Origin of the sequence: Variovorax sp. CCNWLW225, from assembly GCF_037204045.1 — a bacterium.
In the GTDB taxonomy this organism is placed as follows: Bacteria; Pseudomonadota; Gammaproteobacteria; order Burkholderiales; family Burkholderiaceae_C; genus Variovorax.
The window spans coordinates 66,222-84,558 of sequence record NZ_JBBCBV010000017.1 but is presented as its reverse complement, the minus strand read 5'-3'; the positions used below and the strand labels follow the sequence as shown (position 1 = coordinate 84,558).

General features: G+C 65.2%; 17 protein-coding genes and 8 tRNA genes. 19 read left to right on the top strand and 6 right to left on the bottom strand.

All coding sequences use genetic code 11. From position 1 onward, the window contains the following. Positions 1-90: 90 nt before the first annotated feature. From V9L20_RS22305 to V9L20_RS22290, 4 genes are read right to left on the bottom strand one after another with little or no spacing between them, the layout of a single operon-like run. Positions 91-1,056: a Bug family tripartite tricarboxylate transporter substrate binding protein gene (locus V9L20_RS22305; protein WP_337298270.1), complete on the bottom strand. Its 966-nt coding sequence runs from the start codon at positions 1,054-1,056 to the stop codon at positions 91-93. Continuing rightward, on the bottom strand, positions 1,053-1,859 hold the full coding sequence (locus V9L20_RS22300) for a citryl-CoA lyase (protein WP_337298269.1): 807 nt from the start codon (positions 1,857-1,859) through the stop codon (positions 1,053-1,055). Before V9L20_RS22300 ends, V9L20_RS22305 begins: the two co-directional genes overlap by 4 nt. A 12-nt stretch (positions 1,860-1,871) precedes the next feature. Next, positions 1,872-2,798, bottom strand: coding sequence for a dioxygenase family protein (locus V9L20_RS22295; RefSeq protein ID WP_337298268.1), 927 nt, complete (start codon positions 2,796-2,798; stop codon positions 1,872-1,874). 52 nt (positions 2,799-2,850) lie between these two features. Further along, complete coding sequence (locus V9L20_RS22290; protein ID WP_337298267.1) at positions 2,851-4,011, bottom strand: CaiB/BaiF CoA transferase family protein; 1,161 nt, start codon at positions 4,009-4,011, stop codon at positions 2,851-2,853. Positions 4,012-4,133: 122 nt separating this feature from the next. On the opposite strand from V9L20_RS22290, the gene V9L20_RS22285 reads away from it, so the two are divergent. Continuing rightward, on the top strand, positions 4,134-5,033 hold the full coding sequence (locus V9L20_RS22285; protein ID WP_258504234.1) for a LysR substrate-binding domain-containing protein: 900 nt from the start codon (positions 4,134-4,136) through the stop codon (positions 5,031-5,033). A 73-nt stretch (positions 5,034-5,106) separates the two neighbouring features. Continuing rightward, positions 5,107-6,012 carry a beta-1,6-N-acetylglucosaminyltransferase gene (locus V9L20_RS22280; RefSeq protein WP_337298266.1) on the top strand — a complete coding sequence of 302 codons (906 nt, stop codon included), beginning with the start codon at positions 5,107-5,109 and terminating at the stop codon, positions 6,010-6,012. Between the two features lie 6 nt (positions 6,013-6,018). Here the strand turns inward: V9L20_RS22280 and V9L20_RS22275 are convergent, their stop codons facing one another. Further along, positions 6,019-6,879 carry an alpha/beta fold hydrolase gene (locus V9L20_RS22275; protein WP_337298265.1) on the bottom strand — a complete coding sequence of 287 codons (861 nt, stop codon included), beginning with the start codon at positions 6,877-6,879 and terminating at the stop codon, positions 6,019-6,021. A 199-nt stretch (positions 6,880-7,078) separates the two neighbouring features. On the opposite strand from V9L20_RS22275, the gene V9L20_RS22270 reads away from it, so the two are divergent. The 4 genes from V9L20_RS22270 (at position 7,079) to paoC (ending at position 12,123) form a co-directional block, all read left to right on the top strand. Further along, positions 7,079-8,062: an AraC family transcriptional regulator gene (locus V9L20_RS22270; RefSeq protein ID WP_337298264.1), complete on the top strand. Its 984-nt coding sequence runs from the start codon at positions 7,079-7,081 to the stop codon at positions 8,060-8,062. Between the two features lie 244 nt (positions 8,063-8,306). Beyond that, complete coding sequence (paoA, locus tag V9L20_RS22265) at positions 8,307-8,957, top strand: aldehyde dehydrogenase iron-sulfur subunit PaoA (protein WP_258504230.1); 651 nt, start codon at positions 8,307-8,309, stop codon at positions 8,955-8,957. Continuing rightward, positions 8,954-9,904, top strand: coding sequence for an FAD binding domain-containing protein (locus tag V9L20_RS22260; protein ID WP_337298263.1), 951 nt, complete (start codon positions 8,954-8,956; stop codon positions 9,902-9,904). Before paoA ends, V9L20_RS22260 begins: the two co-directional genes overlap by 4 nt. A 5-nt stretch (positions 9,905-9,909) precedes the next feature. After that, on the top strand, positions 9,910-12,123 hold the full coding sequence (gene paoC / locus V9L20_RS22255; RefSeq protein WP_337298262.1) for an aldehyde oxidoreductase molybdenum-binding subunit PaoC: 2,214 nt from the start codon (positions 9,910-9,912) through the stop codon (positions 12,121-12,123). Positions 12,124-12,152: 29 nt separating this feature from the next. On the opposite strand, the gene V9L20_RS22250 is transcribed toward paoC, so the two are convergent. Further along, positions 12,153-12,539 (bottom strand): hypothetical protein, encoded by a 387-nt coding sequence (locus V9L20_RS22250; protein ID WP_337298261.1) that lies wholly within the window; start codon positions 12,537-12,539, stop codon positions 12,153-12,155. Positions 12,540-13,145: 606 nt separating this feature from the next. Here V9L20_RS22250 and V9L20_RS22245 point away from each other — a divergent pair. The 13 genes from V9L20_RS22245 (at position 13,146) to V9L20_RS22185 (ending at position 18,336) form a co-directional block, all read left to right on the top strand. Beyond that, positions 13,146-13,222, top strand: a tRNA-Gly gene (locus V9L20_RS22245). A 147-nt stretch (positions 13,223-13,369) separates the two neighbouring features. Continuing rightward, positions 13,370-13,454, top strand: a tRNA-Leu gene (locus tag V9L20_RS22240). Between the two features lie 88 nt (positions 13,455-13,542). Continuing rightward, a tRNA-Glu gene (locus V9L20_RS22235) sits at positions 13,543-13,619 on the top strand. Positions 13,620-13,636: 17 nt separating this feature from the next. Next, positions 13,637-13,714, top strand: a tRNA-Gln gene (locus tag V9L20_RS22230). A 17-nt stretch (positions 13,715-13,731) separates the two neighbouring features. Next, positions 13,732-13,807, top strand: a tRNA-Pro gene (locus V9L20_RS22225). Between the two features lie 201 nt (positions 13,808-14,008). Then, positions 14,009-14,084: transfer RNA gene (locus V9L20_RS22220), tRNA-Asp, on the top strand. A 56-nt stretch (positions 14,085-14,140) separates the two neighbouring features. Next, positions 14,141-14,218, top strand: a tRNA-Arg gene (locus tag V9L20_RS22215). A gap of 96 nt (positions 14,219-14,314) precedes the next feature. Next, complete coding sequence (locus V9L20_RS22210) at positions 14,315-14,515, top strand: short-chain dehydrogenase (protein WP_258504226.1); 201 nt, start codon at positions 14,315-14,317, stop codon at positions 14,513-14,515. A gap of 49 nt (positions 14,516-14,564) precedes the next feature. After that, a tRNA-Asn gene (locus V9L20_RS22205) sits at positions 14,565-14,641 on the top strand. Positions 14,642-14,702: 61 nt separating this feature from the next. Then, positions 14,703-15,266: an HNH endonuclease gene (locus V9L20_RS22200; RefSeq protein ID WP_337298260.1), complete on the top strand. Its 564-nt coding sequence runs from the start codon at positions 14,703-14,705 to the stop codon at positions 15,264-15,266. 239 nt (positions 15,267-15,505) lie between these two features. Continuing rightward, positions 15,506-16,186 (top strand): Crp/Fnr family transcriptional regulator, encoded by a 681-nt coding sequence (locus tag V9L20_RS22195; protein WP_258504151.1) that lies wholly within the window; start codon positions 15,506-15,508, stop codon positions 16,184-16,186. Positions 16,187-16,384: 198 nt separating this feature from the next. After that, positions 16,385-17,977 (top strand): tannase/feruloyl esterase family alpha/beta hydrolase, encoded by a 1,593-nt coding sequence (locus tag V9L20_RS22190; protein WP_337298259.1) that lies wholly within the window; start codon positions 16,385-16,387, stop codon positions 17,975-17,977. Positions 17,978-18,045: 68 nt separating this feature from the next. Then, positions 18,046-18,336 (top strand): DUF1330 domain-containing protein, encoded by a 291-nt coding sequence (locus V9L20_RS22185; protein ID WP_258504148.1) that lies wholly within the window; start codon positions 18,046-18,048, stop codon positions 18,334-18,336. The last annotated feature ends 1 nt before the right edge of the window (position 18,337 follow it).

Here is an 18,337-nt window from a genome sequence, read left to right as displayed (position 1 = left end):
CTTGGGCCACTGCGTGCCCGTGTTTTGGTCATTCCGCTTCTTGTCGCGCCCGGTGCGGCCGGGCGTCCGCTCTTGTTGTTGTCTTTTTCTTCAGTCGACCTGTGCGCCCGAACGGCGCACGGCCTCGCCCCATTTCGCGATCTCGGCTATGCCGAAGGCCGCCATTTCCGCGGCCGTCATGGCCATGGGCTCGATGCCTTGGGCGGCCAGCTTGTCGCGCACCGCGGGTTGGGCAAGCACGGCCTGCGTTGCTTCGCGCAGCCGGTCGCGCTGCGCGGCGGGCATGTCGGCCGGCGCATACAACATGAACCAGGCCACCAGGTCGAAGTCGGCGATGCCCTGCTCGGCCAGCGTGGGCACATCGGGCGCGGCCATGCTCCGCCGGGCGCTCGAGGCGCCGAGCGCACGCAGCTTGCCGGCGCGCACCTGCGGCAGCACCGCGGCCGGGTGATAGAACATGAACTGCACGTTGCCCGCCATCACCTCGGTGAGCGCCTGCGCGCCGTCGCGGTAAGGCACGTGCACGAAGTCCTTGCCCAGCCGCAGGTTGAGCAGTTCGCCCGCAAGGTGGCCCGAGGTGCCGTTGCCGGCGGACGCAAAGCTCACCGACTTGCCGCTGGCCTGGCGCATGTCCGCCACGGTCTTCCACGGTGCCGCGGCGGGCACCACCAGCAGCGTGGGCGTGGCGCCGACGAAACCCAGCGGCACGAAGTCGCGCTGCGGCTGGTAGGAAAGCCGCTTGTAGAGCGAAGCGTTGATGGCGTGCGTGCCCACAGTGCCCAGCAGCACGGTGTGCCCGTCCGCACCCGAACGGGCCACCAGCTCGCTGCCGATGGCGCCGCCCGCGCCGGGCCTGTTGTCGACGATGACCGGCTGCGAGAGTTGGCGCGCCAGCGCTTCGCCCAGCACGCGCCCCACGATGTCGGTCGAGGTGCCAGCAGCGAAGGGCACGACCAGTTTGATGGGCCTGCTGTCGCCGGCCTGCGCCCATGCGCCCGCCTGCGGAAGCAGCATGGCGGCCACGGCCGCCGAGGCCAGGACTGCGCGGCGCTTCATGCCGGTTTTCCGAAGCCCGCAGGCACGGTGCCGTTGTACTGAAGCTCGCGCGTGGCCTGGTAAGACAGGGCAAAGCCGCTGGGCGTTTCGGCTTCTTCCGCCAGGTGCGCGATGAGCCCCGCCGTGCGCGCAAGAATCGGCACGCCGCGCAGCGACGCCACCGGAAAGCCCACCCCCAGCAGCACCGCCGGAATGGCAGCGGACACGTTCATGCGCAGGTCCTTGCCGACGATGCCCGGAATCACTTCTTCGAGCGCTTGCGCAATGCGCACGTAGCGCAGGTCGGCACCCGCCTGCGTGGCCACTTCGATCAGGCGGTCGACGCGCGGATCGCGCTCCTTGTGCAGCGGATGGCCGTAGCCCGGAATGGCCGCGCGCGCGGCCTTCAGCTCGGTGATGGCTGCCGTGGCGGCGTCTGGCAGCGCGGCCCCCGCATCCACGCGCGCCACCACGTCCATGAACAGGCGGCCGGCCGTTTCAGAGGCGCCGAGGATCACCGAACCGCAGCCGAGGATGCCCGCCGCCACCGCGCCCTGCAGCGCATCGGGCGCTGCCGCAAAGGTCATGCGGCTGGCCTGCACGCTCGGCACCAGGCCGTGCTCCGCAATGGCGACCAGCGTGGCATTGAGCACGACACTGCACGCCGCATCGGGGCGCCGCCCGGTGAGCAGCAAGAAGAAGTAGTCGGCAAACGAGAGGTGCCCGATCAGCTCCTGGCACAGGTCCTGCCCGCGCACGACGATGGTGTGTTCGTCCGAGGTGCAGATGGCGGTGCTCGGGACGGTGGACTTTCCGATCTTCATGGGTAGCGTCTTTCAGGCGTGTTGGGGTTCGAGGCGGAAGTCGTAGTGCGCGGACCAGTACGGCGTTTCCAGCGTCTTGCCGTCGGGCGCGCGGCCCGCGGGGTGCGATTCGAAGTCGACGATCAGGCTCGGCCGCACGCCGAACACCGCATCGGATTCGATGTACGGGCTGCCTGCCACGAACAGGTGCGTGGTCACGGGCACATGGCCCGGCGCCGAAACCATCATGTGGATGTGCCCGGGGCGGTTCGGGTGGCGGCCCATCGCATCCAGCATGCGGCCCACCGGGCCGTCGACCGGAATCGGATAGAAGGTCGGCCGGATCGACCAGAACCAGTAGCGGCCTTCATGGTCGGTGCGGATGCGCCCGCGCGCGGCCATGGCGGCGCCTTCGATCTGCATGTCGTACACGCCTTCGCCGTCGCCCGACCAGATGTCGAGCAGCGCACCCTGCAGCGGCTGCCCGTGGGTGTCGGTCACGCGGCCGCTGTAGAAGGTCGGCTCGCCGCGCGCGCCCTGCGCCACGTCGGCGCCCAGCGGCAGATCGGGTGCGCCTTCCCAATAGAAGGGGCCCTGCACCGTGGCGTGCGTGGCCTCGCCCAGCTCTGTGGCTTCTGTGGCTTCGGTCGCACCGCTGCCCCCGCGGCTGCGCCTGCCGGCGGCGGCACGCAACTGGTCGAGCATGACCACCATCATCGAGGCGCCCAGCGTGTCCGACAGCAGGATGAACTCCTGGCGCTTGTCGGTGCAGGTCTGGCCCACCGCCGTCAGAAACTCGATGCCTTTCATCCATTCATCGGGCTTCAGGTCCACCTCGCGGATGAAGGCATGCAGGTGCGTGATGAGCGACTGCATGATCTCTGCAAAGCGCGCATCGCCGGCGCCTTCCAGCCGCTGCAGCACGGCCTGCGTCAGCTCGCTTTCGTTCGATGGGGTCATGTTCTTTTGTCTCCTGGCTCTGTTTTGATTCAAGGGCTGTGTCGAGAGAGATTCAGCTTGCACCCGGCGGCTGCCCCAGGCGCTTGCGGATCGGATCGACGATGGATGCGTTGTCGGCGCCGAGCGTGGGCGGCGCCGTCACTTCCAGCGCGCGCTCGCCGTCGAAGCTCACGGGCGAGCGGATGGTGCGCCATTCGCCGCCCTCCGGATGCGGCGCGCTCACCTCCAATTGCAGGTGCCGCGCCTGCGGGTCTTCCATCGCCTCACGGGTGTCGTACATGGGGGCGTGCGGCACGTCTTCCGCTTCGAGCCGGGCGCACCAGGTGGCGCGCGGCTGCTGGCGGAACAGCTCGCCGAGCAGCGTGATCAGGTCTTCCTGATGGGCAATGCGCGCCTCGCGCGAGGCAAAGCGCGGGTCGGCAAAAAGCTGCGGTCGCTCGATCGCATTGGCCAGGCCCTGCCAGAACTTTTCGGGCGACGACATGTGCAGCGCAATCCACAGGCCGTCCGCGCACTCCAGCACGTAGGACTGCGACACGCTCGGCCGGCTGAACGGGCCCATGACCTCGCTCTCTGAAAAGTAGTGCGTGAACGCATCGAGGTTGAAATGGCACATGGCCTCCAGCATCGACACTTCCACCGCACGCCCGCGGCCGGTGCGGCCCCGCTCGACAAGCGCGCCGAGCACCCCGTACGCGGCATAGAAGCCGGTCATGGCGTCGGCCAGCGCCGGGCCCACCACGCGGGGGTTGGCCGGATTCACCAGCAGCTTGAGAAAGGCACTCGCGGCCTGCGCCACAGTGTCGTAGGCGGGCCGCCCGGCGGCGGGGCCCGTTTGCCCGAATCCGCTGATGGCGCAATACACCAGCCGCGGGTTGAGCGCGCGCAGCCGCGTTTCGCCGGCCCCGAGTCGGTCGGCCGCGCCGGGACGGAAATTCTGGATGTAGACGTCCGCATCCTTTACGAGCTCGTCGAACACGGCCGCGTCTTCGGGCAGCTTGGGGTTGAGCGTGATGCTGCGCTTGTTGCGGTTGTAGGTCTGGAAGTGAGGGCTGTAGAGCCCGCCGCGAAAGGCGCGGAACGGGTCGCCCGCGCCGGGCTGCTCGATCTTCACCACCTCGGCGCCCAGGTCCGCGAGAAACATGCCCGCGGCCGGCCCTGTGATGAACGTGCCTTGTTCCAGCACCTTGATGCCGCTGAGGACTTTTTGCACCGAGGCGTCTCCTGATAGTTGTAAGGACTGGAAGAAACTGTAGGCGGGGCGGGCAGTTCCTGAAAATGATTGTTTTTCATCGTTAGCATCGATGCCATCGATCATCGGCACCCAAAACCGCCATGGAACTCCGGCACCTGCGCTACTTCATCGCCCTTTCAGGCTCGCTCAACTTCACCCGTGCGGCCGAGCGCCTGCACGTGACGCAGTCGACGCTGTCGCACCAGATCAAGCAACTCGAAGAAGAAATCGGGCAGCCGCTGTTCGACCGCATCGGCAAGCGCGTGAGCCTGACCGAGGCCGGTGACGAGTTTCTGCACTACTGCACCAAGGCCCTGCACGAGATCGACCTGGGCCTGGGCGCGCTGCGCCAGAGCAGCTCCGACATAGCGGGCGAATTGCGCGTGGGCTCCACGCACACCTTCAACCTGGGCTTCATTCCCGACTGCATTGCGAGCTTTCACGGAAAGCACCCGCAGGTGAAGGTGGTGGTCGAAGAACTCTCGGCCGACCAGATTGCCGCGCGGCTGCAGCAGGGCACGCTCGACCTGGGCATTGCCTATCGGCCGAATGCGCCCGGCCCGCTGCAGTTCGAGCCGCTCTACAACGAGGAGATGGTGCTGGTGGTGGCGAAGAAGCACCCTCTTGCGCGGCGCAAGCGCGTGCGCATGGTGGAGCTGCATCGCCTGCCCATGGTGCTGCTGCCGGGCAGCTTTGCCACCCGCCAGATGCTGGACGAATGCTTTCGCTCCTGCGGTGCGCAGCCGCACGTGGTGGCGGAGATCAACACGCTGGCGCCCATGATGGACCTGGTCGCCAAGACGCAGCTGGCTTCCATCATGGCCGCCAATGTCGTTACTGCTCAGTCGGGCCTCGTGGTCGTTCGGCTCGAAAGCCCCACGCCGGTGCGCACGCCCGGCATGCTGTGGTCGCCCGTGGCGCGCGACGCGGCTGCCACGCGCGCGTTCTCGACCATCGTGCGCAAACTGGCGCTGCGAAGCAGCCTGCAGGGTACCCAGTAGCGGGGTCGCGCTGGTTTCCGGGGCATTCTTCTTGCATGATTGAAAGAACCCCAAACACTGAGCACGCCGCGACATGAGCCCGGTATTCCTATTGCTTGTCCATACGGATCCACAGCAGGCCAAACGGCTGCTGCAGCGGCTCGTTGCCGTAGGCCGCTGCTTTGTTCATGTCGATGCGAAGTCCGATCTCTCGGCGTTCCGCATCGAAGACCCGCGCTTGAGCTACGTGCAAGACCGCGTCGACGTGCGCTGGGGCGCCATCTCTCAGGTCGACGCCACCTTGAGGCTCATGCGGGCTGCGCTTGCAGGATGCGAGGTGTCGCAGGTGAGCCATTTCGTGCTGCTCTCCGGCAACTGCTACCCCGTGCGGTCGTTGGAAGAGTTCCGTGCCTACTCGCGCTCGCATGCCGGCATGAACTTCATCAAGATGATTCCCCTGGCAAGCACGCGCAAGCTGCATGAGCGCATTCGCCATTTCTGGTTCTACGAAGACCTGCCGGTCGATGGACGCAAATTCACGCTGGTGCGGCTGGCGCGCGGCCTTTCGCAATTGGCCGGCAAGCTCGGCCGCCGCTCGCTTTCGCTTTTTCCGCAATGGCACTTCGGCTCGCAATGGTGGGCGCTCAACCCCGAAGCGGTGGAGTACCTCGTTTCGCATCCGCTCGAAGAGCCCGTGAAGCGCTTTCTGCGGTTCTCCAAGGCGCCGGACGAAATCTACTTTCATACCCTGCTCGCACACTCCCCGCTTCGGCACAGCGTGAAGCGCGTCTCCGGCTCCGGCGTGTGGGACGCGGCCAACCTGCACCTGATCGACCCCTCGTTGTCGCGCTGGTTTCACGCGGCGGACTACGAGGAGATCGTCGCGTCGGGCAGATGGTTCGTTCGCAAGGTGGGGAGCGGCGTCTCGGGCGAGCTGTGCGACATGCTGGACGATATGGACGACGACTTGGCCTCGGAGCAAGACAGGAAGACTGCGTAGCGCGGCTCAGCCGTAGCGCCGCACGAAATCGGCAATCCGTTCCGCGCAGTACTCGGCGTGGGTTTCGAGCAGCATGTGGGGGCCGTCCAGAACATGCGCTTCCATGCGCGGCAGATCCTGCAGCCAAGAGAGGATTTCGGCGCAATCGAAGTAGCTGTCATGCCGTCCCCACAGCATGAGTGCGTGCGGCTGATGATCGCGCAGATAGCGTGCGATGTCGTCGAAGCGGGCCACGTAGTTTCCGTAATCCTTCACCAGGGCGCGTTGCAGTTCCAGATGGCCGGGCCGGCTCATCGTGCGCCAGTCTTCGATCCAGTTGTCGGCGGAGATGCGCGAGGCAATGTCGTCCGGCACGCCGCCGACATATTCGGCGCGCACACCTTCGAAGGTCAGATGCGCCGTGGCGGCCCGTTCGTTTTCTTTTGTGGGCGCGTTCCAATAGTCAATCGTGCCGCGCCATTGCGGCCCCATACCGCTGCGATGCGCATTCGCGTTCTGGATGATCAGGCCCAGCACACGACGCGGATCGCGCATTGCCAGCTCGAGGGCCACAGGCGCGCCGAAATCATGCAGATAGAGATGGACCTTGGCGATGCCAAGCTCTTGCAGCAGCCCTTCGACCAAGTCAGCGAAGCGGGCAAAGGTCGCGTCTGGAATGAGATCGGACTCGCCCGAGCCTGGAAGATCAGGCGCGATCACGAAGCATGCTTCAGACAAGCGCGGAATGACGTTCCTGAAGGTACGCGACGAACTCGGGAACCCATGCAGGAGCAAGACAGCCGGGTGGTTCCGGTTTCCGCCCACCACGGCGGAAAGTTTGCAGCCCGCGATATCGAAGCTTTCGCGGTGTGCTGGATCGGCTTTCATTTCGCGGCTCTCCTTTCATCAGCTTGAATCAAAGGGTACGCTCGCCGCGGCAAGCTGGGCAAGTGCACGTTCTGGAGAGCCGCCCAACCGATCGTTTGCGCATTCCGCTCGATTTCTTGCCTGATCCTCTGGCGCTGCCGCTATTTTGCGGATCAAGATCGACCCGCGCATTAGAGTGCTTTGCGGAGGCTCCAGCAACATGGCACCCAAACCCCACGACACGGCCGCCCAGCCCATTCCGCCGCAAGAGGCCATGGTCCGCATCATCGGCGCGCGAACGTCGGGTTCGGGCGACTTCGAAACGCCCATTGCCGGCCTGGCCTTCTTTAGGCGCGACGCCCCGGCGTCGCCTGTCGTGTGCATGGTCGAGCCGAGCATCGTTCTTGTCGCGCAGGGCGCAAAGCAGATGTGGGTGGGCGGTGACGCCTATCCCTACGACACGTCGCGTTTTCTGGTCACCTCGCTGGATGTGCCCGCCAATTCCGAAGTGCTGGCGGCAAGCCCTGAGCGGCCCTGCCTCGGCCTGGTGCTGAAGCTGGACGTGCGGGTGCTGGCCGAGCTGGTCGCGCAGGGCGGCTTGCCGCCGCATCGCGATCGCTCGCCCGGTGTGGGTGTGGGCATCGGTGCGGCAACACCGGCGCTGCTGGCGCCGTTCGGCCGGCTGCTCGAGCTGCTCGACGAACCCGCGGCCATTCCTGTTCTTGCGCCCCTGATTCACCGCGAGATTCACTACCGGCTGCTGATGAGCGACCAGGCGCCGAAGCTGCGGCAGATTGCCTCCGTGGACGGACAGGGGTACCGGATTGCGAGAGCCATCGATTGGCTCAAGCTGAACTACGCCTCGCCGCTGCGCGTCGATGAGCTCGCGGCGCGCGTGCAGATGAGCACGCCCACGTTCCATCACCACTTTCGCCAGCTCACCGCCATGAGCCCGCTGCAGTACCAGAAGTGGCTGCGGCTGAACGAAGCGAAGCGGTTGATGCTGAGCGAGCACTCCGACGCGGCGAGCGCCGCCTTCAAGGTCGGCTACGAAAGCCCCTCGCAGTTCAGCCGCGAATACAGCCGGCTGTTCGGAGCACCGCCCAAGCGAGACATCGAGGTGCTGCGGGACAGCGCGCGCGGCGCCAACGTGCAAACGCATGCAAAAGACTTCGTGCGAGGCCGCCCTGCCCTGAACGATTGACGCTTTGCGGCGCGGCACACGCCGAGCACAGAGGATCAGGCAAGAAATGAAGCGGATTGCTCTATCAATCCCGCGCGCGTCTTCTAAAAATGGTGATTCGGCCTTGCCTTGGGGGCTGAGGACTTTTTGCTGTCGGGGAACTCATCCGGCACAAAGAGCCGGCCTCCTATTGCCATCGCTGATGGCTCGCGATATCAGCGGTGATCGCCCACGAACCCACGAACCTCGAACAACAGGAGCTGATATGGACAGTCCCACGACCCACTTGATCTCGCGACGCGACGCGCTCATCGTCGGTGCCGCGACCGCGGCCACTGCCGCCGCGGTTTCGTCTTCCGCCCCTGCTGCCGCTGCGCCCGCTGCTTCCGCGGCAGGTGCGGTGCCCCGCGCGAAGCTGTCGCTCACCGTCAACGGCAAATCTCATTCGCTCGACCTCGATACGCGCACGACCCTACTCGATGCATTGCGCGAACACCTGCACCTGACCGGCACCAAGAAGGGCTGCGACCACGGCCAGTGCGGCGCCTGCACCGTCATTGCCGACGGAAGGCGCATCAACTCCTGCCTGACGCTCGCCGTCATGCACGACGGCGGGCAGGTCACCACCATCGAAGGGCTTGGCACTCCGCAGAACATGCATCCGCTGCAGGCGGCATTCGTGAAGCACGACGGCTACCAGTGCGGCTACTGCACGCCGGGCCAGATCTGCTCGGCGGTCGGCGTGATCGACGAGGTGAAGCGCGGCGTGCCGAGCCATGTGAGCGCCGACCTCACTGCGCGCCCGATGCTTTCGGCCGAAGAACTGCGCGAGCGCATGAGCGGCAACATCTGCCGCTGCGGCGCCTATTCCAACATCGTCGAAGCCATCACCGAAGTGGCGGGGAGCAGAGCATGAAGCCGTTCACCTACGAGAAGGCGCAGTCGCCGGCACAAGCTGCCGCAGCCATCGCCCGCAACCCGGGCGCAAAGTTCATCGCGGGCGGCACCAACCTGCTGGACCTGATGAAACTGCAGATCGAAGCGCCGCCGCACCTGGTCGACGTGAACGGCCTTGCACTGGACAAGATCGAACCCACGGCCGATGGCGGCTTGCGCGTGGGCGCGCTGGTGCGCAACACCGACCTGGCGGCCGATGAGCGCGTGCGCCGCGACTACGGCGTGCTGTCGCGCGCGCTGCTGGCTGGCGCCTCCGGTCAGTTGCGCAACAAGGCAACGACGGCGGGCAACCTGCTGCAGCGCACGCGCTGCCCCTACTTCTACGACACCGACCAGCCGTGCAACAAGCGCCAGCCCGGGAGCGGTTGCAGCGCCATCGGCGGCGTTACCCGCCAGCATGCGGTGGTCGGCACCAGCAAGGCCTGCATTGCGACGCACCCCAGCGACATGGCGGTGGCCATGCGCGTGCTCGACGCGACCGTGGAAACGGTGCGCCCCGATGGCCGCACGCGCGTGATCCCCATCGCCGACTTTCACCGCCTGCCCGGCGACACGCCGCACATCGAAACGGCGCTGGAGCAGGACGAGCTGATCACCAGCGTCACGCTGCCCAAGCCGATTGGCGGCACCCAGGTGTATCGCAAGGTGCGTGACCGGGCCTCCTATGCCTTTGCGCTCGTGTCCGTTGCGGCCATCGTGCAGCGCGACGGCTCCGGCCGCGTGGCCCTGGGCGGCGTGGCGCACAAGCCGTGGCGCCTGGAGTCCGCGGAGGCCGCCATGCCGCAGGGCGCCAAGGCCGTGACTGCACAGCTGCTGGCCGGCGCGCAGCCGACCCACGAGAACGCATTCAAGTTGCCATTGGCCGAGCGCGCGCTGGCCGCGGCGCTGGTGCAAGCGAGGAGCTGACCATCATGAAATTCGACACACCCGCCACCACCAACCCGATCGATCAGCTCAAGATCATCGGCAAGCCCACCGACCGGATCGACGGCCCGGTCAAGACCACGGGCTCCGCGCGCTATGCCTATGAACGCAACTCCGAAGTGCCCAATGCCGCCTACGGCTACGTGGTGGGCGCCGGCATTGCAAAAGGCCGCATCGCGTCGATGGACCTGAACGCGGCCCGCGCGGCGCCGGGCGTGCTGGCCATCGTTACCGCGCGCAATGCGGGAAAGCTCGGCAAAGGCGACTTCAATACGGCCAAGCTCCTGGGCGGGCCCGAGATCGATCATTACCACCAGGCAGTCGCGGTGGTCGTGGCCAACACCTTCGAGCAGGCGCGTGCCGCGGCGCAGCTGGTGCGCATCGAGTACACGCGAACACAGGGACGCTTCGACCTGTCGGCCGAGATGGGTGCGGCGCAGTTGCCCGAACCCAATCCGTTTTCGGGCCAGCCGGAAACCAAGACCGGGGACTTCCCGGGTGCGTTTGCCGCAGCCCCCGTGCAGCTCGATGCCACCTACACCACGCCCGACGAGTCGCACGCCATGATGGAACCGCACGCTTCCATCGCGCAGTGGAAGGGCGACAAGCTCACCATCTGGACATCGAACCAGATGATCGCCTGGGGCGTCGGCGATGTCGCCAAGACGCTCGGCATTCCGAAAGCGAATGTGCGCCTGGTGTCGCCCTTCATCGGCGGCGGCTTCGGCGGCAAGCTGTTCGTGCGCTCGGATGCATTGCTTGCCGCATTGGGTGCGCGGGCGGCAAAGCGCCCCGTGAAGGTGGCCCTGCAGCGGCCGCTGATGATGAACAACACCACGCATCGGCCGGCGACCATCCAGCGCATCCGCATCGGCGCCGCAAGGGACGGCAAGATCACGGCCATTGCGCATGAAGGCTGGTCCGGCGACCTGCCCGGCGGCCAGGCGGAGACGGCGGTGAACCAGACCCGGCTGCTCTATGCGGGCGCCAACCGCCTGACGACCACGCGGCTCGCGGTGCTCGACCTGCCCGAGGGCAACGCCATGCGCGCGCCCGGCGAAGCGCCCGGCATGATGGCGCTGGAGATCGCCATGGACGAAATGGCCGAGAAGCTCGGGCTTGATCCAATCGAGTTTCGCGTGCTCAACGACACGCAGGTCGACCCCGAAAAGCCCGAACGCCCCTACTCCCAGCGCAAGCTGATCGAGTGCATGCGCACCGGCGCCGAGCGCTTCGGCTGGAGCAAGCGCAACGTGTCGCCCGGGCGCCAGCGCGACGGGCGTTGGCTCGTCGGCATGGGCGTTGCCGCGGCGTTCCGCAACAACCTGCTGGCCAAGTCGGCCGCGCGTGTGCGCCTGGACAACCGCGGCATGGTCACGGTCGAAACCGACATGACCGATATCGGCACCGGTTCGTACACCATCATTGCGCAGACCGCTGCGGAAACCATGGGCGTGCCGCTCGACAAGGTTCTGGTGCGCCTGGGCGACTCGGCCTACCCCGTCTCGGCCGGCTCCGGCGGCCAGTGGGGTGCCAACAACTCGACGTCCGGCGTCTACGCGGCCTGCATGAAGCTGCGCGAAGCCATCGCAAGCAAGCTGGGCTTTGCTGCTGCGGCGGGCGTGGAATTTTCGGATGGCATGGTGCGGTCCGGCGAGCGCGTGGTGCCCATGGCAGAAGCGGCAGGCGCGAACGGCCTGGTGGCCGAAGACGGCATCGAGTACGGCGACCTCGACAAGAAATACCAGCAGTCCACCTTCGGGGCGCACTTCGTGGAGGTGGGCGTCGATGCAGCCACGGGCGAGATACGCGTCAGGCGCATGCTCGCGGTGTGCGCGGCGGGCCGCATTCTCAATCCCAAATCGGCGCGCAGCCAGGTGATCGGCGCCATGACGATGGGCGTTGGAGGCGCATTGATGGAAGAACTGGCGCTCGACAAGCGGCATGGCTTCTTCGTCAACCACGACCTGGCGGGCTACGAGGTGCCGGTGCACGCCGACATTCCGCACCAGGAAGTGATCTTTCTCGATGAGACGGACCCGATCTCGTCGCCGATGAAGGCCAAGGGTGTCGGCGAGCTCGGTATGTGCGGCGTTGCGGCCGCGGTGGCCAACGCCGTTTACAACGCGACCGGTGTCCGGGTGCGCAACTACCCGATCACGCTCGACAAGTTGCTGGACCGCTTGCCGCCGGTGGCCTGAGCCAAGCGGGGGTACTACCTACTGCCAACCTACCGGGGGCTTCGGGCTTCTGGTGGGTTCGCGTGCTCCAGCAAGATGGTGCGCAGCGCGCGCTTGCCACGCGCGTTCTGCGCCCTGTAGGCCTGGCGCGCCAGTTCCACGAACCGCTCTTCCCCCGGGTCGGGCAAAGGCTCGGCGGCTTGCGGCGCATCGAGCCAGAGTGGAGCCTTACCGCAGTGGGACTCGATCTGCCGGGCCAGCTTGTCCGAGATCACCCGGCCCTTCTTGATCTGGCTCCACATGCTCGCCGAGATTTGCAGCTTCTGTGCAAACCTGGCCGCCAGGCCGAGCGGCTCCGCCCCGTTGGCCGCATGCTCCGCAACGAACTCACCGAACAGAAGCAGGACGTTGTTGCGGCGGATAGCTGGAAGAGACATGCTTGGTGAGAAAAAAACACAACACTCAAAAAAAGTGTTGCTCGAATTAGTAAACCCAGTTTACAGTACATCCCATCGACGAAATGCTTCGTCCCCGTTTCATCCGCAACAACCAACTTCGAATCATCGAGAACTTCGCCAAGCACTGGAAACCATCGTGAAAGCAAACATGACCTCACTGAACAACCGACCGGCATCGGGTCGGACGTTCGTGCGCGTCTCGTTTCGCGGCGGTCGCAACCTGGCGGCGTCCAACATGCATTCGCAGCTGAACTCCCTTCCCGCAATGCCAGCCATCTTGTGGCTCGGACAGCAGTACGAGGATCAGCCGCACCCGGGTGGAGGTAGCGCGTAGGCGCATACCTTCCAAGCTCTCTTGCCAGAGGCCCGGATTCCGAAATGGATCCGGGCCTTTTTGTTTTTTTACTCACCTCATGTTGCGGACTCCGATTCGCAACGCAAGCCGCGAACGGCACCCGTTGCCCGCCGCCATTGCAGTGATCGCGCTGCCGTGAACTCACCCGCTGAACTGCGCGGGTGAATGCTCTTTAAAAATTTGCCGCGGGTCGCGCCCCTCACTGGTGGGCCGACGATCCGCAAGAACATGCAGCCGTAGCTCAGCCAGGTAGAGCGCAACGTCGCCAACGTTGAGGCCGAGGGATCGAAGCCCTCCTGCTGCTCCATTTCGGGTGTGCCTTTGCAGCACCTCCAGAGGCCAACCGCGCCGGCGGCCTGGAGGGATGTGCACGGTCTGGACCCAACCATGTGCAGCGATGCCGACGTGGGCGCGCAAGCGCTCGAATCGCGTAAAGACACAACCGAAATGGAATGCCCCGATGGCGGAATTGGAAGACGCACCGGCCTCAGAAGCCGGGGACGAAAGTCATGAGAGTTCGAGGCTCTCTTGGGGCACCAACCAGTCAGTTCGCCCGCATAGATCAGCCCACCTTTAAAGAGAGCTTCTTCGTTCGATCCGGAGTGCAGGCTTCCTTCGCAGATTCACGTCGTATTCGTCTAGTGGCTTAGGACACAAGGTTTTCATCCTTGTAGACGCGGGTTCGAATCCCGCATACGACTCCATCGTTCGACAACCTTACGCGCCGTTCGCCTAGCTGGACCAAGGCACCTGACTTTGACTCAGGCAATCGGTCGTTCGAATCGACCACGGCGTGCCAATTCACAACCAGAAATTCGGGGCGTAGCGCAGTTGGCAGCGCGGTTGCTTTGGGAGCATCAGGTCGCAGATTCGATTTCTGCCGCCCCGACCACACAAGAGCGAGACCGGACGATTCGCGTCGTCGTCTCGTGGAAACCGGCCTCAACGATTGGGAGGCGCCGGAACTCGTAACCGGACACCATTGGAGCATTGGCCGAGAGGTCCAAGGCAGCGGCTTGCTAAGCCGTGGCCGCGCAAGCGGCTCCTAAGAAGCCCTCGCCAGGTCCATGCCCAGCACATTTATTACTACTTTGATTCGTTAACTCAGTGGCCAGAGTGCCTCCCTGTCTAGGAGGAAGCCAGGGGTTCGACTCCCCTACGGATCGCCATCTTCTCAGCGCTCGACTCGCCTCGCGTCGGGCGACATCATCCATCCATTTTTCTTCCCGCGTTAGCTCAACTGGATCAGAGCACCGGCCTACGAAGCCGGGGGTTGCACGTTCGAATCGTGTGCGTGGGGCCATACACCTGGAGTGCGAGCAGCCGCTCAACATTTCACGGCACCCGCCGATATACAGATCATTCACCACCGCCCAGCGCGACCCACAGGAGGACATCCATGCGACTCACCACCAGCCACCGCCGGCCGGCGAACAGCATCTTGGTGTCCGAGCCCAGGCCTCGCAACGCGCTTGTGCAGGCGGTCACCCGCAGCTTCGGTGCGATGACAGGGCAGCGCCAGCGGGAGGCCGAGCGCGCACGCGAGCGCTTCGAGAAGCTCGACTTCGACCAGCGCGTGCGCGAAATCGGCGAGTGGTAAAGCCGCGGCAATGGCCGCCGCCGCCTACTCGATCGAACACATTCTTTTTTCCTCGGTAGCTCAGCTGGTAGCAGCGTCGCACTGTTAATGCGAAGGTCCCTGGTTCGAACCCGGGTCGAGGAGCCACAACCAACAAACAGGAGATCCCACTCAAAAAAGCGCTCGGCCACGAAAGGAGGCCGTCATCATGAAACCCCAAGTTCTTCAGCTCGACATCCAGGGAACGCCGCAGGCCTGGATCTCGCTTGAGCACGCCGCTGCTCACTATGCGACGGACTCCGTTGTATGGGAAGACGGCGCTGGTCCGCTGGCGACGATGCGTGGGGGCTTCAACGTGGCGCGCGGCGTGGAGTCACGGCTCGAGATTTCGCCGATCATCGCGCTCAAGGGCTGCGCGAAGGTGAACCTGTTCGACCAGACGCCGGCCTTCAGCCGGCGCAAGCTCTTCGTGCGCGACCGTTTCACCTGCGCCTACTGCGCGCAGCACTTTCGCGAACAAGACCTCACGTGCGAGCACATTCTTCCCATCAGCCGCGGCGGCGGCTGGGACTGGATGAACCTGGTCGCGGCGTGCCGCGCCTGCAACTCGGAAAAAGCAGACCGCCTGCCCGAGGAAGCCGGCATGAAGCTGGTCTACCTGCCGTACGTCCCAAGCCGCTGGGAAGACTTTCTCCTGGAAGGCCGTAACGTGCGAGCCGACGTGCACGAGTGGCTCGCAAGCCGACTGCCGAAGGCCTCGAGGCTCAACTGAACCAACAAAGGGGCGCTCCGCAAGGGGTGCCCTTTTTTCTTTGGCGCGCCGAAGCACCTCACCGTTGCTGTGGCTCAGGGTTTGTCCCAGCGGTGCAAGGGCGTAAATGTCGTCCACGCTACAAACTCGGCAAGCCAGCGCCCATAGGATTCGCCAGCTGAAGGAAATTCGCAATGAGAGTTCGATCTGGCTCGTTCTTCGCCCGCGCCGATATCTCTCGCCTGGCGTGGTGGTAACGCATGCTGCCGGCCAAGGAACTGAATGCCTTCTTCGAGCGCTGCATCTGGCCGCGCGCACTGACGCAGGCAGAGCGAACGAAGGCGTTCGAGGCCCTGTACGTCCGTCACCATGAAGCGCACTCGTATGTGTGCCAGCGCGACGAAATAGCCGACAGCTGGATTGGCGTGCTGGAAGGTTTTCTTCGTGTGCAGGACACCACGGTGGACGGCCGCCTGATCATGTTCACGGGCGTCGCGGCCAGCGGATGGATCGGCGAAGGATCGCTGCTGAAGCCCGAGCACCGCAGGTACGAGGTCATGGCAACGCGGCCGACCATCACGGTCCACCTTCCGAGGGCCACGTTCTCGTGGTTGCTCGACCGAAGTATTCCGTTCAACCATTTCATGCTTTCTCATTTGAACGAGCGGCTGGGGCAGTTCATTGCCATGGTGAAGTTCGACCGGCTGCTCGAACCGACGGCGCGCGTGGCGCGCGGCATCTCCAGCCTCTTCCATCCGGTGCTTTACCCGAACACCGATTCCACGCTGCGGATCAATCAGGAGGAGATCGGGCTGCTGGTCGGCATCTCGCGCCAGCGCGTCAACATCGCGTTGACCGAACTCGAAACCGCGGGCCTCATCCAGCGGGGCTACGGCTACATCACGGTGATGGACAGGCAAGCACTTGCCAGGTATCCGTAGCAGGGCCGGCACGCCTGGAAACCGAAGGGTTTTTCCTTAGAAATTAACGGGCCGAATGTCCGTTGCGAAACAGTTGCCAATGTTCTCGCCTTTCAGAATCTGATCGGCATCGCTCAATCTCGATGCGGTGCGCCGGCAGAAAACTGACAAAGGAATAGAGACATGCACTTCTTACTCTCAAAGGCATCATCGCCTCGCGTGAAGCTCCATGCTGCTGCTGTCAGCGTGGCAATGCTGGCGGCCTGCGGCGGCGGCTCCGACAACGGCACGCCCTTTTTTCCGCTTCCTGCCCCTCCGGCGGCACAACCCGGAAACCCGCCACCCGCACCGCCGGTTGTCACGGCTCAAAAGGCATGCAGTGACCTGAACGGAAAAACCGTTGCAGGCGCCGCGCTGACGGCCGTGATGGAAGCGGCATCGGCAGGCACGCCCGTGTACTGCAAGGTGACCGGCACGATCGCGCCGGCGCTGAACTTCCAGATCTCCCTGCCGGCGGCGTGGAACGGCAAGCTCTACTACCAGGGCGGGGGCGGCTACAACGGCGCCATTTCGCCCCCCGGGGCACCGGCACTGAGCCAGGGCTACGCCGTGGTCGCCAGCGACTCCGGCCATCAGGACAGTGGATTGAGCGCGGACTTCGCGCTGACCGACACCTTTGCCGCCCAGCTGTTCGGCAGCCTCTCGGTACCCACGGTGATGTCGACCGCCACGGAGACGCTGGCGACCGCCTACGGAGCGTTGCCGGCCAAGTCGTACTTCGAGGGCTGCTCGAACGGCGGACGGGAAGCGTTGATGGCGGTGCAGCGCTCGCCGAACCTCTTCGACGGCGTGATTGCGCGCGCACCCGCCTACAACTGGGTCGGGTTCATGGGTGCCTTCAACCGGAACTCCAGGGCGCTTGCCGCACCCGGCGGTGCATTCAGCGCCGCCAAGACGGCCCTTCTGAGCACGCAGGTGCGAAACGCCTGCGACGCGCTCGACGGCATCACCGATGGTGTTGTGTCGAACCAGGCCGCATGCACGCCGGCGGTTGTCAACGTTGCCGCGCTGCGCTGTGCCGGCGGGGGCGATACCGGCGACAGCTGCCTCTCGGATGCGCAGCTCGACGTGGTGGCTTCGTGGACGACCGAAGCCACGTTCACCGGCAGCCCCACCTTCCGCAATGCGGGTTGGAACCTGACAGGCAACGAGGACGACCCGGGCGCCTGGCGCACCTGGCTCACAGGCGACGGCAACGTCACCATGGCGCTGCAGTTCCTGTTTCAGGACACGACCGTCAAGAACTACCTCGCCCGCGACCGCACAGTCGATTCGCTGGCCTACACGCCCTGGGACCAGAACCAGAACGCCCTCTATGCCATGGCCGCACTCAACGACGCGACCAATGCGGACATCCGGCCGTTCATCAACAGCGGCGGCAAGCTCATCCTGTGGCACGGCGGAAACGATGCCGCGCTCAGCGCCCGGTCGACCGTCGAGTACCACGCGAACATGCGAAACGCGGTGGGCGCCCCGGCCGCCGACGCGTCCACGCGCTTCTACGTGGCGCCGGGGGTGAACCACTGCGCCGGAGGACCGGGTGCCGATTCGGCAGACCTGCTGACGGCACTCGACCAATGGGTGACCAAGAGCGCGGCACCGGCCACGCTGGTCGCGGAAAAGCGCGACGCCGATGGTGCGGTTGTGCTCAGCCGGCCGTTGTGCCAGTACCCGCAATACCCGCGGTACACGGGGCCGGCCAACGATGCTGCAGCGTCCCGGTTGGCGGCCAACTACGCCTGCACATCCTGAGTTGCGAACCCAAGCGCTGAAGCGGCGAGCACGCTATATTGCTCGCTCTGCAACTGAGAGAAATCACCATGGCAAAAGCCTATTGGGTCAGCGCGTACCGTGCCGTCAAGGATGCCGACAAACTCGCGGCCTATGCAAAACTCGCCGGCCCCGCAATCGCTGCGGGCGGCGGGCGTTTCCTGGCGCGGGGCATGCCCGCCCAGGTTTATGAATACGGCCTGGCCGAGCGCACCGTGCTGATCGAATTCGACAGCGTCGAACGGGCCCGCGCCGTGCATGACAGCCCCGACTACCAGGCCGCGCTCGCCGCGCTGGCCGACGGCGCCGAGCGGGACCTGCGGATCATCGAAGGCGTTTGAG

Coding starts and splice junctions, on each gene's coding strand:
- V9L20_RS22305 (WP_337298270.1), bottom strand. CDS start 1,056: ATGAAGCGCCGCGCAGTCCTGGCCTCGGCGGCCGTGGCCGCCATGCTG.
- V9L20_RS22300 (WP_337298269.1), bottom strand. CDS start 1,859: ATGAAGATCGGAAAGTCCACCGTCCCGAGCACCGCCATCTGCACCTCG.
- V9L20_RS22295 (WP_337298268.1), bottom strand. CDS start 2,798: ATGACCCCATCGAACGAAAGCGAGCTGACGCAGGCCGTGCTGCAGCGG.
- V9L20_RS22285 (WP_258504234.1), top strand. CDS start 4,134: ATGGAACTCCGGCACCTGCGCTACTTCATCGCCCTTTCAGGCTCGCTC.
- V9L20_RS22280 (WP_337298266.1), top strand. CDS start 5,107: ATGAGCCCGGTATTCCTATTGCTTGTCCATACGGATCCACAGCAGGCC.
- V9L20_RS22275 (WP_337298265.1), bottom strand. CDS start 6,879: ATGAAAGCCGATCCAGCACACCGCGAAAGCTTCGATATCGCGGGCTGC.
- V9L20_RS22270 (WP_337298264.1), top strand. CDS start 7,079: ATGGCACCCAAACCCCACGACACGGCCGCCCAGCCCATTCCGCCGCAA.
- paoA (WP_258504230.1), top strand. CDS start 8,307: ATGGACAGTCCCACGACCCACTTGATCTCGCGACGCGACGCGCTCATC.
- V9L20_RS22260 (WP_337298263.1), top strand. CDS start 8,954: ATGAAGCCGTTCACCTACGAGAAGGCGCAGTCGCCGGCACAAGCTGCC.
- paoC (WP_337298262.1), top strand. CDS start 9,910: ATGAAATTCGACACACCCGCCACCACCAACCCGATCGATCAGCTCAAG.
- V9L20_RS22250 (WP_337298261.1), bottom strand. CDS start 12,539: ATGTCTCTTCCAGCTATCCGCCGCAACAACGTCCTGCTTCTGTTCGGT.
- V9L20_RS22210 (WP_258504226.1), top strand. CDS start 14,315: ATGCGACTCACCACCAGCCACCGCCGGCCGGCGAACAGCATCTTGGTG.
- V9L20_RS22200 (WP_337298260.1), top strand. CDS start 14,703: ATGAAACCCCAAGTTCTTCAGCTCGACATCCAGGGAACGCCGCAGGCC.
- V9L20_RS22195 (WP_258504151.1), top strand. CDS start 15,506: ATGCTGCCGGCCAAGGAACTGAATGCCTTCTTCGAGCGCTGCATCTGG.
- V9L20_RS22185 (WP_258504148.1), top strand. CDS start 18,046: ATGGCAAAAGCCTATTGGGTCAGCGCGTACCGTGCCGTCAAGGATGCC.